At 57.2% G+C, this 12,915-nt stretch carries 10 protein-coding genes; 7 read left to right on the forward strand and 3 right to left on the reverse strand.

What is annotated here, in order from left to right; genetic code table 11:
* Positions 1–3: 3 nt before the first annotated feature.
* On the reverse strand, positions 4–1,971 hold the full coding sequence (locus tag QP027_RS08205) for a M3 family metallopeptidase (protein ID WP_284823959.1): 1,968 nt from the start codon (positions 1,969–1,971) through the stop codon (positions 4–6).
* A 231-nt stretch (positions 1,972–2,202) separates the two neighbouring features.
* Between QP027_RS08205 and QP027_RS08210 the strand changes: the two genes are divergently transcribed.
* The 3 genes from QP027_RS08210 (at position 2,203) to QP027_RS08220 (ending at position 5,748) form a co-directional block, all read left to right on the forward strand.
* Positions 2,203–3,231 (forward strand): hypothetical protein, encoded by a 1,029-nt coding sequence (locus QP027_RS08210; protein WP_284823961.1) that lies wholly within the window; start codon positions 2,203–2,205, stop codon positions 3,229–3,231.
* Between the two features lie 83 nt (positions 3,232–3,314).
* Entirely contained in the window at positions 3,315–4,610 is a 1,296-nt protein-coding gene (locus QP027_RS08215; RefSeq protein ID WP_284823963.1) for a carboxylesterase family protein, read from the forward strand.
* A 19-nt stretch (positions 4,611–4,629) separates the two neighbouring features.
* Positions 4,630–5,748: a phosphotransferase gene (locus QP027_RS08220; RefSeq protein WP_284823965.1), complete on the forward strand. Its 1,119-nt coding sequence runs from the start codon at positions 4,630–4,632 to the stop codon at positions 5,746–5,748.
* Here the strand turns inward: QP027_RS08220 and idi are convergent.
* Together idi and QP027_RS08230 are read right to left on the reverse strand one after the other, a co-directional pair.
* Positions 5,731–6,282, reverse strand: a complete 552-nt coding sequence (gene idi / locus QP027_RS08225; RefSeq protein WP_284823967.1) for an isopentenyl-diphosphate Delta-isomerase — start codon at positions 6,280–6,282, stop codon at positions 5,731–5,733. The genes QP027_RS08220 and idi overlap by 18 nt on opposite strands.
* An 11-nt stretch (positions 6,283–6,293) precedes the next feature.
* Positions 6,294–6,875: a hypothetical protein gene (locus QP027_RS08230; protein WP_284823968.1), complete on the reverse strand. Its 582-nt coding sequence runs from the start codon at positions 6,873–6,875 to the stop codon at positions 6,294–6,296.
* A gap of 105 nt (positions 6,876–6,980) precedes the next feature.
* On the opposite strand from QP027_RS08230, the gene QP027_RS08235 reads away from it, so the two are divergent.
* Genes QP027_RS08235 through QP027_RS08250 form a run of 4 tightly spaced genes read left to right on the forward strand, consistent with a single transcriptional unit; the run spans position 6,981 to position 12,878 of the window.
* Complete coding sequence (locus QP027_RS08235) at positions 6,981–8,843, forward strand: ABC transporter ATP-binding protein (RefSeq protein WP_284823970.1); 1,863 nt, start codon at positions 6,981–6,983, stop codon at positions 8,841–8,843.
* A 33-nt stretch (positions 8,844–8,876) separates the two neighbouring features.
* A complete protein-coding gene (locus QP027_RS08240; RefSeq protein ID WP_284823972.1) occupies positions 8,877–10,013 on the forward strand; it encodes a MalY/PatB family protein in 1,137 nt (378 codons plus the stop codon).
* Between the two features lie 10 nt (positions 10,014–10,023).
* Positions 10,024–11,778 (forward strand): maltose alpha-D-glucosyltransferase, encoded by a 1,755-nt coding sequence (gene treS, locus QP027_RS08245; RefSeq protein ID WP_284823974.1) that lies wholly within the window; start codon positions 10,024–10,026, stop codon positions 11,776–11,778.
* On the forward strand, positions 11,778–12,878 hold the full coding sequence (locus tag QP027_RS08250) for a phosphotransferase (RefSeq protein ID WP_284823976.1): 1,101 nt from the start codon (positions 11,778–11,780) through the stop codon (positions 12,876–12,878). The genes treS and QP027_RS08250 overlap by 1 nt, the downstream gene beginning before the upstream one ends.
* The last annotated feature ends 37 nt before the right edge of the window (positions 12,879–12,915 follow it).

A 12,915-nucleotide genomic window follows, 5' to 3' on the forward strand; every position in this document is an offset into this window, starting at 1 on the left:
GCCTTAGATGTCGACACCGGCTAGCCCGCGACGCTCGAGAAGCGGTTGCACATCCTTGTCCCTGCCACGGAACGCGCGGTAGGCCTCAGCGTAGTCGCTCGCAGCACCGCGCGACAGGATCGTGTCCCGGAACAGTTGGCCTGTTTCCCTGTTGATGCCCCGCTCCTCTACCAATCGGTACCCATCAGCGTCGAGCGCTTCCGCCCAGAGGTATGAGTAATAGCCCGCCGAATACCCGCCAGCAAAGATGTGGTTGAACCAGGTCGAACGGTAGCGCGGTTCCAACCCGTCAATGTCTAATCCAAGTTGCCGCAATGACTCTGCTTCGAATGCGTCGATGTCGGTGGGAATCTCGTCGTCAAGCGAGTGCCAGGCAAGATCGATCGCGCTCGCAGCGAGGTATTCAGCCGTGGCAAAGCCTTGACCGAACTGCCGCGACGCTACAACGGCCTCCATGAGGGAGTCTGGAATGACCTCACCGGTGTCCACGTGGCGCGCGTAGTTGCGCACAATCTCTGGAGCAAAAGCATAGTTTTCGTTGATCTGCGACGGGAACTCGACCCAGTCACGCGGAACACTGGTGCCCGACAGAGTCGGGTAGCGCACATCAGACAGCAGACCGTGTAGCGCATGGCCAAATTCGTGGAAAACTGTGGTGACATCATCGATTGACAGCAGATTGTCCGTCACGCTCATCACATTCACCACAACCGGTTTGGTCCCAGCAAGCCGCGATTGATCAACGAATGAACTCATCCACGCGCCACCGCGCTTCGAAGGCCGCGCCCGGTAATCGGTGAGCAGCAGGCCAAGGCCTGCGCCGTCATGGTCGATGACCTCCCATACGTCGACATCGTCACGGTAGCCTGAAAGATCATCTCGCTTCTCGACGACAATCCCGTAGAGCTTGTGCGCCGCGTAGAACACCCCATCGCGTAATACTTGGTCAAGCGGGAAGTACTTGCGCAGCTCGGCCTCATTGACGTTGAGCTCTCGTTCGGCGCGCTGCGCCTGCCAGTAGGGCCAGTCGGCGCCGTCAAGATCATAGCCGGCAAGCTCGGCCGCGAGCTTGCGTTCGGCCTCTGCATTCGCTGCCGCAGCGGGTGCGAGATCAGCGATGAGGTCACGCGCGGACTGCGCATCTCCTGCCGTTTCCTCGGCGATGACAAAGTCGGCGTGGGTCTTGTAACCCAGTAGCTTGGCGCGCTCCTGGCGCAGCCGCACCGACTCTAAGACGATGTCACGATTGGATTCTTTGCCGCGGCTGCGAGAAGCATCGAAAAGCTTATGGCGGGATTCCTGGGATTCCAGCTGCGACTGGGCGGACTGCGTGGTCGGCAATTCAATGGGAATTACGTAGTCGCCCTTTTCAGCATCCAAGGCTGCGGCGATGCGTTCGTCGGAAAGCCCTGCGAGGTCGTCGGCCGAATCGAAGCGGACAGCGAGTTTTGTCGTATCGGAGAGGAGATTGCGGCCAAACTTTTCTGACAGCTCCGAAAGGCGCTGGTTAATCTCGGACAGCCGGGTTTTCCCAGCCTCATCCAAGTCAGCACCACGGCGCTGGAACGCACGCACGAGCTTGTCATGCAAACGCTGCGATTCCTCATCAGAGGGAACCTCGACCTGAAGAATACGGCGGTACAGTTCGGCGTTTTGGTAGATCGCGTCGGCGTGGTTGGACAGTTGCGGGACCATCCAATCGGCAACGCGGTCGAATTCTTCAGTGGCGTCGGTGCCTTGTAGGTTAAAGAACCAGGCGGTGACGCGCTCAAGGTCCGCGCCAGCAAGCTCGAGGGCTTCAACAGTATTGCTCCAAGTAGCCACCGGCTCGTTGAGAATGTGGGCGACTTCTTCGTTGTGCCTTTTAAGTGCTACCGGTAATGCCTGCTCTACATGTGCGAGACTAATCGAGCGGAAGTCTGGGAGTTGATAAGGAAGCTCGGATGGCGACAGCAAAGGATTGGTGCTCATGGCTCTCCATGGTACGGGGTTACTAATCGGCCTGGAATTTACCCCTTAGATCGCAAATTATTCATTTCTGCCTCAATATTATCCACGTTTACAGTTGTATTACCCCTTTGGGATAACCCTCGGGGTTACACTCCAAAATCCCTGCTCTGTCAATTGTCGCATTAAGAGAAAAAGCGATACTCTCAAGTACTACACAGGTCTTTAAGGCTGACACACAGCAAGGAGTAAGCGATGAGTATGCCGACCACTTCATTTCCCGGCACACCCCGCATCACTAAAGTCGACGGAGCGCTCCGGCAGGAAATCGTGGACCAGGACGGCAATGACGTCACCCACTTGAGTGGGGATTACGTCCTTGACCTCCTCTTTGACACGTGCGGCACATCACGCCACGCAGTCGAAAGCTTCCGCGGGATGACGTGCAAGTTACGCTCCACCGACCAAAATTCCGTGCAGTGGACTATCCACAACACTGCGGACGAGCACGTTGCCGACCTAAAGCTGTACCGACGGCTGGAACCAGGAATTAATCCTGAAGCAGACATTCTCAGCAATGCTTCCTTTGTTCAGACTCCTACGCTTGAGCACACGCTGTCCTGCCACATTGACCACATTCCGGTCACCATTGGCCTTATCACTTCTCCCCTCCCAGGCGATAGCGCAGCAGACATTACGCAAGACTTCGTCTCTGCCGGTCTCTATTCCCACCATTGCCTGCAAAAGCTCGGCGAAATCGTCCGCGTGATGCACGATGCGATGCTTCTTGGATTCAGCACCACCGCCATCGACGCAGCACACTACCGGGAAAAGCTCACCAGCTACTTCGACTCGCTTATCCAACAGGCTCCTGATCTGCAGAAATACAAAGATTTCTTTGACAGACTCTGCGCGGCGATTGACGGCGAAGTCTCGGTTCAACGCGTCCACGGCCAGCTCACAGTGTCCCATCTCCAGTCCGATCTGAATGACTGGTGGATCACAGGCTTCGGGGGCAATCCAGAGCTACCCTACGCGCAACGGCGCGAAATGAATTCCCCGCTTTGGGATCTCGCTACATTGCAAGTATCCAACGAGTTGATTGCTGGCGATCCCGTCTGGTCTGACATGGTGTGCGCGGCGATGTTCGAGGGTTACGGGGGTAGCGTTTGCTCCCCCTATTTACCGCCTTGCAGGCTCTCGCTTATGCCGAATTCACGGTTTATGACATGGATCCCGGCATCACCTATAAGACCACTCCGCTGGAACTTATGCAGAGCCTGAAAGAAAGCGTAGCCAAAAACAAGGAAAATATTACTGCAAGCTAGGTCACGCAATAGTTCACCACTGGTTGGTAATTTGTAGGTATGCAAGCTGCCGAAGTTACTTGTCCCGCTGGCACCGTCGTTGGCATAAGCGACGGAGTCGTCGACACGTTTCATTCCATCCCATTCCTGCGCACCGCAGCCCCTTTCATGGATGCTGAGCCTGCTCACACCGGGATTCTTATCGACGCATCCCAGCCCCGCCCTGACGATATCGCTTTGACAATCACGACACCGGCAGGTGCCTCTGACACGAATGATTACCCAGTCATCGCCTACATTCATGGTGGACGCTTCGAATCAGGAACACATGAGGATCCGCGTGCAGACGGCTATGCCAACGCAACGCAGGGCATCGTGCAGGTGCAGATCGGGTACCGCGTTGGCCTGGAAGGATTCACCCGATTCCCCGGGGACACTCCCCACCACTATCGCGGTATCGACGATTGCAATCTCGCTTTGGAATGGATCCAGAAGAACATCGAGGCATTCGGCGGTGATCCCACAAACGTCACGATCGTCGGTCAGTCCGCAGGCGCTACCACCGCGCTGTGGTTGGCTCGCAAGGACCATTACCGCGGCGCTTTTCGACGAATCGTCGCGATGAGCCCATGCTTCCCGCGCCAAAGCTACGACGATCGCAAGTCCGACCTGAGCTTCGCCTTTGGCGGAATGCGACTAAGCCGGGAGAATCTGTCCAAGGCGAGCCCGCAGCGCAGGTTGCGCGCCTACAAGCGGTTTCGCAATCGCCACCTCTTGGACATGGCGTTGGGGCCTCATCCGTTGGCCCCACAAGAAATGGCGGACGTTGATGTCGTGATTTCCAGTGTTCGAGATGAGTTCTACATGAACCCGCCGGCACAGTTCGCAGACCGAATTGGACTCGGTGCGTTGTTTGCGCGGACCCTAGGGCGCGCGATGGGAATTGCGCCGGGGCAGGTGTCCAACTGGCTCGGCGACGCGCGTGCGATGTCACCCAGGAACATCGCGGGCAGACTGATCGGAGATGCAACGATTCGTCGCTGGGTCGACATCGTTGCCCACGAAGCGCCAGGGCGCGTGTGGCACGCTGAACTCCACCCAGATGACCGCAATCCTGCGGACCATTCGCGCGATATCCGCCCCTTATTCGGTGCGAAGCCCTATTCTGCTGGAGAGGGCCTAAATGGTTGGCTCGTCAAGTACGCGCGCACCGGAGAAGCCGGTTGGCCCGAATTTGAAAAAGAACGTAACCAATCGACACTGATTGTCGATCTATCAGGAAGAAACGCCACGGTAGCTCAGGACCCCCTGGGATACATACGTCAGGCATTCGCTCGGCTTGACTCGCCACAGTAGAAAGGACCCCCGACAAACAATGGAACTGAGCATCGCCGAGTGGTTGCCACAACAGGATTTCTATCGCGGAAATCGTGACGTCACTCCCACGGTGGACGTCTTAATGAAGGTGCCGTTCCAGTCGGGTCATCACTACATCGTCGATTGCAAAGAACAGGGGATCTACCAGTTCTTCGCAGACGAGCAGGGAAATGACATCGCCCACGAAGCATCCGAGTGGATGAAAAACGGTCTTGATAGTGGCGATCCCCTCACCGTCGGGGCGACGCTCCATGGCTACCTGCCGGAGGCCATCGAAGTCTTGTCTGCTCCGAGCACCTCGAAAAGCACCCTGAATTTCAAAGTGAGGGAGACGACCACTGGCAAGAAGTATATGATCCGCGTTTTCCAATACCTTCTGCCCGGCACTGCCGACGAGGTTGTGCTGCTCTCTCAGCTCTCCGGCCCGCATTTCCCAAGTATTCTGGGCCACGTGTCAGTGAACCTCAATGATCAGCAGTACACCATCTCAGCTGTAGAAACGCTCATGGAGGGCACCCCCGGCGATGAACTGATCCGAATTTACTCTGCGGCCGGTTTATACCATCACGATCAGCTCTTCCATCTTGGCGAGACAGTGCGCTACCTTCACGATGCGCTGGCAATGGCGTTTCCCACAGAAATCTGGCCGAGCGAGTACATGGCGAAGGTCATCATGCGGGAGTACAACGAGCTACTACCTACTCACCCCGAGCTGGAACAATTCTACGATCACCTGCAAACGCTGATCGCAGCAATGCCCGAGACATTCCCTGCGCAACGAGTGCATGGCAACCTACACATGGGTCGCGCCCTGCTTAGCGACGACAGTTGGGCCATCGTCGATTTCACCGAGTCTGTCCCAAGCCCGGATACCCTCGAGCTCCGAAGCGCGACCGACGATATGTCGTGCCTGGCTTCCTCAATCCGCTTCTTCGGCGCAACTAACCCCGAGTGGTGTGACTTAGTCATGCCGATCGTTCTCGAAGGCTATGGGCTCGATCCTCACGACCCAGTGTTTAGACTGTGCCAGACCAATCGCGGTCTCATGATGTGGGCGAGGGCAGAAAACGACTACCAACGTCGCCAGGCGAAGCGGCTTTTAAGCTTCGAGGACTGATCGCAGCCTGGTGTCCGCAAGTTCAGACACCAGCCATGGCGAAAATGCCCACGGGGTGGCATCTACTGCGGTCAGCAGATCGGTCGGGCGAACCCAGATGAAGGAATCGACTTCTTCCGGGTTTGGCGTGATTTCTGCTCCAGCCGCCATGCGCACAGCAAAGACGGGACAGATCTCGTTTTCTACAACGCCGGAAGAATCAACCGCACGGTAACGAAAATCAGGGACAACATCGCGAACCTCAGCGATGCCACTAGCTTCGAGGCCAATTTCTTCCAAGGCGCGTCGGCGCACAGTGTCATGGAATTTCTCCCCCGGAGCAGGGTGTCCGCAGAAGCTGTTGGTCCACACCCCCGGCCACGTCAGTTTGCCCAAAGCGCGACGGGTGATAAGAAGGTTGCCTTGATCGTCGAAAAGCCACGCGGAGAACGCAAGGTGGAGGGGCGTTGAGTCGCTGTGAATCTCAGCCTTGTTGGCGCTGCCAGTCGGTGTTCCGTCAGCGTTGCACAACACAACCAGCTCGGGGGTAGACACGTAAATGATCCTTAGTTATTCAGGTTGCCGGAAAAAGTCACGTTTCCGATGGTGAACTCAGCCTTCCACAGATTGCCGGTGGTCACATCGAACGCATAGTGAACATTAGTCGTGGCTCCAGGGCCCAGCTGCATGTCCAAACCTGTCTGCGGGATCCCTGCTGCCTCTGCACTCTTCGAGGCCGCTTCTTCCTGTGAACTGTTCCGTGTGAATTTCAGCACCGGGGTGCCCAGCGCCTCGACCGGCATCGGTACTTCATCGTTATTGGTCACGGCCACGGTGACCACGGAGCCACCCATCGGCGCGTAGTCAGTGCCTTGCCATGTGTAGGACAATTTCATGCCGGGATCATCGACGCGCTCACCACCGAGTTCGTCGGTGACTAGTGGCTGCACTTGGTTAATTTGGAACTCGGCATCGGCCGCTTCGCTCGGGGTAGCTACGCCTGTGGTCGGAGTGATCACAGACTCGCCGTCAGCGCCTGACTCTCCTGTCGATTTAGAGTCTCCGCAGGCAACTAGGGACGCAGCAGTGACGCACGCCAGCGCCAGCGCTGTGACGCGCTTCCTCAAAGTCATCTTGTGGGGAGCCATGCACTGCCCTTCCATTTTGCGATTCGCCCTAAAGCACAACTAAAGCATTACTGTAGTGGCGATACTACCCGTACGGAATTACCTCAGAGGAATTAGTAGACTTTCATGAATTCTTTATCGCGTGTCCTGCGTAGCGCCTCAGCTCTGTGGCCGTACTACGTTGCGATTGTTATCCTCGCTTCGTTGTCTGCAGGTTTGGCACTTGTCAACCCATTCATCCTGCGCGAAGCAACCGACACCATCGTCGCTGCTGTCTCCGGCGAAACAGCGGCGGCATCGGTCACACAGACGATCATTTGGCTGGCCGTCGCACTTTTTGCCGCCGAGGTTCTCAGCACCATCTTGAATAACCTAGGCGGCTACTACGGTGACGTCATGGCTGCACGCATGCGGCAGATCCTTTCCACGCGTTACTTTGCGAAGCTACTCACTTTGCCGCAGCGCTATTTTGACAAGCAGATCACGGGCACAGTCATCGCGCGTCTCGATCGTTCGATCGCATCAGTCACGCAGTTTATTCAGAGCTTTTCCAACAGCTTCTTGCCCACTCTATTGCAGGTCGTCGCCGTATTGGTTATCACGACGATCTACTACTGGCCGCTTACCCTCTTGCTCGCAGCGCTGTTCCCTCTGTACATGTGGCTTACTGCTCTTACCTCCAAGCGCTGGCAGGTGTGGGAGAAGGAGAAGAATGAGCAAATTGACCTTGCCAATGGTCGCTTCTCAGAGGTCATCGGTCAGGTTAAGGTCACTAAGTCTTTCGTCGCGGAAGTCCGCGAACTCGACGAGTTTGGCACCCGCTACGGAAAAACTGTTGAAATTACGCGCCCGCAGTCGCGCTGGTGGCACGGAATGGACACAGTTCGCGGCATTGCGATGAACGTAATCTTCCTCGGCATCTACATTCTGCTCTTCCTGCGCACGCTCAACGGCCACTTCACCTTGGGCGATATGGTCATGCTCATCCAGCTGGTGAACATGGCACGACAGCCGGTGTTCATGATGAGCTGGATCGTCGACGCGGCCCAGCGCGCCATTGCGGGTTCCCGCGACTACTTCAAGGTCATGGAAGAGACCGAGGAGCCAACCGCAAACGCCGAGATCGTCGCCGCCACGCAGGCATCGGGCGTACCCGCGCTGAACGACGACCCGATTGCTCCGCTTCCCACCCGAGATCCAGTAGTGGAGTTTGACAATGTTTGCTTCTCCTATACCGAAGGCGAGCAGGTCCTTTCCAATATCTCCTTCCGCGCGAACCACGGCGAGCGAATTGCACTCGTGGGCGAGTCTGGCGGGGGCAAATCGACTCTGGTCAACGTGTTGCTGGGTCTCTATCCGATTAGCGATGGCTCGGTGATCGTATGTGATCAAGATGTCGAGGACCTCTCGGCCGCTCAACTGCGTGCCTCGGTGGGCGTTGTGTTCCAAGAGCCCAATCTGTTCTCCGGCACCATCCGGGAAAACATCGCTTACAGCAAGCCACACGCCACCGAAGAAGAAATCATGGATGTGGCTCGGCGCGCGAACGCCCACGAGTTTATCTCCGCTTTCCCCGATGGCTACGACACCGTCATCGGCGAGCGTGGCCTGCGCCTGTCTGGAGGACAAAAGCAGCGCGTTGCGGTTGCGCGCGCCATGTTGAAAGACGCACCACTGTTGCTTCTCGACGAAGCAACCTCCGCTCTAGATAACAAGTCGGAACGAGCGGTCCAGGCCGGCCTCAACGAATTGATGAAGGACAGAACGACCATCATTATCGCGCACCGCTTGTCGACGATCGCCGACGTGGACACCATCATCACCCTCGACGCTGGTCGCGTTGACGAGATTGGCTCGCCAAATGAACTTGCCGGCTCGGGTGGCATTTACTCGGAATTGTTGGCCCTTACGGCATCGTCGTCCGAGGCTGATCGCGAGCGGTTGAAGCAGTTTGGCTTCATTTCGGACGAGGAAGACCCCCAAGACTGACAAGTATGGCACCAATGGACTACTCTGTCTAGTATGAAATTTCCATCACTGACAGAACTCCAAGCCCGCGGCACCCGCAAGTGGACGCAATACGATGATGACGTGCTGCCACTTTTCATCGCCGAAAGTGACTTCCCCACCGCTGCCCCCGTATTAGAAGCAATCCAGCAGGCAGTAGCCAACGAGTCTTTTGGCTACACACCTGCCACAAGTGGACTTCCCCAGGCACTGACTGATTTCTACTCCCAACGCTATGGCTGGCGACCTGATGCAGAAAAAGTCTTTGCCGTCGCCGATGTCGTGCGTGGCATGCTGCTGGGCATTCAGTACTTCACCCGCAAAGATTCGCCCGTCATCGTGCCGGTGCCTAGTTACCCACCGTTTCTCGAGCTACCCGAGACCGCGGGGCGCGAGAAAGTGGAAATTAACGCCGAGGGTGGCATCGACCTGGCAGAGGTAGAAGAAGCCTTTCAACATGGCGCAGGCTCTATCTTGCTCGCGGCCCCGAACAACCCGTGGGGATACACATTTGACGAGGACGATCTGCGCCAGCTCACCGATCTGGCGGCGCGGTATAACGCTCGCGTGCTTGTCGATGAGATCCACGCGCCAATTGTGCTCGACGGTGCTCACGTTTGTGCAGCGGGAGTCAGCGACACCGCCGCCGATGTCTGCATTACTGTGACCGCAACGTCCAAGGCGTGGAATGTCGCGGGACTCAAGTGCGCACAAATTATCTTTAGCAACGAGAGCGACGTCGAGGTGTGGAAGTCCCTCACCGGGGTGGCAAAAGACGGCACGGGAACGCTAGGGGTGATCGCTGCCGAGGCCTGTTACCGTTTTGGAACCGAAGCGTTAGACGAACAAATCGAGGCTCTGCGCGCAAACCGAGACTACCTCGTCCGTACGCTCCCGCAAGCGATTCCAGGGGTCAAATTCACCATTCCAGAAGCCACGTATCTGATGCTGCTGGACTTCTCCGAAACTGCCCTTGGGCAGGAAGAAAAACCGGCGCAATGGCTTCGTCGCCAAGCAAAAGTCGCGCTGAATGAAGGCGTCACCTTTGGCACCGGCGGAGAGCACAAGGCACGGCTGAACTTTGCGACGAGTCCCGAGATTCTTGCGGAGGCCGTCCACAGAATTAGTGCATCAATCGCAAGTTCTGCTTAGTCTGGAATGCATGGACGAGCAAACATACACCTCTGACATTGACGGCTCTGGCTTGATCGTGGAGCCGGCCGCCATTGATTTTGACACTCCTACTCCAGCGCCAGGAAACGAACCTTGGGAGGAGCCGGACCCCGAGTGGTACAAAGACGCCGTTTTCTACGAGGTGTTAGTGCGAGCTTTCTTCGATCCCAATAATACGGGCTCGGGAAGCTTGAAAGGGCTGACTGAAAAGCTCGACTACATCGAGTGGCTCGGTATCGATGCCCTGTGGCTGCCACCGTTCTACGATTCGCCGCTCAAAGACGGCGGATACGATATCCGCGACTTCCGCAAGGTGCTGCCTGAGTTCGGTACTGTCGAAGACTTCGTCGAGTTAGTGGACCAAGCGCACCGTCGCGGCATTCGCATCATTACTGACTTCCCGATCAACCACACTTCTGATCAGCACCCATGGTTCCAGGAGTCACGCCGCGATCCCGACGGCCCCTACGGCGACTACTATGTGTGGAGCGATACGGATAAGAAGTACGAAGAAGCCCGCATCATCTTCGTCGATACAGAGGACTCGAACTGGACCTACGACCCAGTTCGCAAGCAGTTTTTCTGGCACCGCTTCTTCTCCCACCAGCCCGACCTGAACTACGACAACCCGAACGTCCAAGACGCAGTGCTCGATGTCATTCGCTTTTGGCTTGACCTTGGCATGGACGGCATCCGTCTCGACGCCATTCCATATCTTTTCGAGCGCGACGGCACCAACGGTGAAAACCTGCCGGAAACCCACCAGTTCATCAAACGCGTGCGCAAGATGTTCGACGAGGAATACCCCAACCGCTTCCTCTTGGCCGAGGCCAACCAGATGCCAGACGAGGTCGTTGCCTACTTCGGCGAGCCGGGCATCGGCGACGAGTGCCACATGGCTTTCCACTTCCCTGTGATGCCACGCATCTTCATGGGCATGCACCAGGAAAAAGCCCAGCCCATCATCGACATTTTGAACGAGACCCCCGAGATCCCCGAGTCAGCACAGTGGGGTATGTTCCTGCGCAACCACGACGAGTTGACCCTCGAAATGGTCACCGAGGACGAGCGCGAGTACATGTACACCAACTTCGCTGCTGACCCGCGCATGAAGGCAAACGTGGGTATCCGCCGTCGCCTCGCACCTCTGTTGGGTGGTCACCGCGACCGACTGGAGCTGGCCCACGCCATCCTGCTCTCCCTGCCAGGATCGCCGTTTTTGTATTACGGCGACGAGATCGGCATGGGCGACAACATTTGGTTGCCAGACCGTGACGGCGTACGCACGCCTATGCAATGGTCCAATGACCGCAACGGCGGCTTCTCCCGCGCCGAACCCGAGCGCCTCTACCTGCCGGCAATCCAAAACGACCAGTATGGCTTCCATGCCGTTAACGTCGAAGCCCAGATGACCCGCGACAATTCCCTCTTGCACTGGGTTCGCGAACGCGTGCATATCCGCAAGCAATACAAGGCATTCGGTCGCGGCAACTTGGAATTTGTCAACCACAGCAACGACGGGGTCTTGGCTTTCATCCGCGAGTTCGACGGCGAACGCGTATTGTGCGTGAACAACCTCACCTCGCGACCTCAGGCAGTTGAAATGCACCTAGAGCACTACAACGGAATCACCCCGCGCGAGCTGTCGGGCCGCGAGTACTTCCCAACCATCGGCCAGCTGCCGTGGCTTGTTACCCTTGCACCCCACGGGTTCTTCTGGTTCGACATTTCAGGAGAAATTTAATGGATCTTTCTCAAGAGCGCTTTTACGGCGCAAAATCGGAGCCCATCGATTCGGTCGACATGGAGCGCAGTTGCCCCACCGGGGTTTTCCAATGGCAGATCCTGCGCGTCGCACACGGCGATACGGTTGACCTCTACCAAGTGCTTTACGACGAAACCACCGACCACGATTGTCTCAATTCCGACGACGGCGCGGCCGCCTACTTGGCCCACGCGTCGAGCTTCGGCGAGATTCACGGTGATTTCTCCGGCACTGCTGCCGAACCACTCGGCGCCGACCAGTCAAACACCAGCCTGATTGTCGACGACGACTGGATGGTCAAGGTTTACCGCAAACTCGAACCAGGGGTAAACCCCGACGTCGAGCTTCTTTCCGCCATCGGCGACTGCCCCAACGTCGCAGGTGTCCGCGGGCACGTTTCGTACGAGCTCAATGGCAAGCCCTACACGTTGGCGATGATGCAGCAGCGCATCAAGGACGGCAAAGACGGGTTCGACCTCGCGCAGGCAACAGAGGATTTCGGAGACCTCGCATGTGAGCTCGGCAAGGCTACCCGCACGGTTCACGATCATTTGGCACGGGCTTTTGGCACCGAGACTGTCACCATGGCCTCGATCGGGGCCTCCCTGAATCAGCACTTAGACGAGCTCTTGCCTCAAGCACCACAGCTAGCCGAGTTGGAAGACACGATCCGCGCGTTTTATCACCAACTCTCGGGAACCGACGTAGAAATCCAGCGCATCCACGGTGACCTTCACCTCGGCCAGACTTTGCGCACGGGCGACCGGTGGTATCTCATTGACTTTGAAGGCGAGCCCGCGCGTCCGCTGGAGCAGCGCGTTCTCCCCGATCATCGTGCGCGAGACATCGCAGGCATGGTGCGTTCGATCGGCTACGTGGCTGCCCTGAGTGAACGAGATCAGGAATGGGAACAGGCGATCGTCGATAAGTATCTTTCCGGATACGGTCCGATCGACCGGGACCTGCTGGCTGCATACGTGATCGACAAAGCCGCCTACGAGGTGGTCTATGAGGCGAATAACCGCCCTGAATTGGTGGATGTTCCTTTGAGGGCGATCACAACGCTTACCCAGGGGTAATCCAGGTCACCCCCAGGGTGAAAATGGAAAGGGGTAG

The organism is Corynebacterium breve (genome assembly GCF_030252165.1).
Classification (GTDB): domain Bacteria; phylum Actinomycetota; class Actinomycetes; order Mycobacteriales; family Mycobacteriaceae; genus Corynebacterium; species Corynebacterium breve.

What these genes read in the sequence shown, in the direction of transcription:
- treS (WP_284823974.1), top strand. Translation starts at nt 10,024, where the DNA reads ATGGACGAGCAAACATACACCTCTGACATTGACGGCTCTGGCTTGATC.
- QP027_RS08215 (WP_284823963.1), top strand. Translation starts at nt 3,315, where the DNA reads ATGCAAGCTGCCGAAGTTACTTGTCCCGCTGGCACCGTCGTTGGCATA.
- QP027_RS08235 (WP_284823970.1), top strand. Translation starts at nt 6,981, where the DNA reads ATGAATTCTTTATCGCGTGTCCTGCGTAGCGCCTCAGCTCTGTGGCCG.
- QP027_RS08230 (WP_284823968.1), bottom strand. Translation starts at nt 6,875, where the DNA reads ATGGCTCCCCACAAGATGACTTTGAGGAAGCGCGTCACAGCGCTGGCG.
- QP027_RS08240 (WP_284823972.1), top strand. Translation starts at nt 8,877, where the DNA reads ATGAAATTTCCATCACTGACAGAACTCCAAGCCCGCGGCACCCGCAAG.
- QP027_RS08250 (WP_284823976.1), top strand. Translation starts at nt 11,778, where the DNA reads ATGGATCTTTCTCAAGAGCGCTTTTACGGCGCAAAATCGGAGCCCATC.
- QP027_RS08210 (WP_284823961.1), top strand. Translation starts at nt 2,203, where the DNA reads ATGAGTATGCCGACCACTTCATTTCCCGGCACACCCCGCATCACTAAA.
- QP027_RS08220 (WP_284823965.1), top strand. Translation starts at nt 4,630, where the DNA reads ATGGAACTGAGCATCGCCGAGTGGTTGCCACAACAGGATTTCTATCGC.
- QP027_RS08205 (WP_284823959.1), bottom strand. Translation starts at nt 1,971, where the DNA reads ATGAGCACCAATCCTTTGCTGTCGCCATCCGAGCTTCCTTATCAACTC.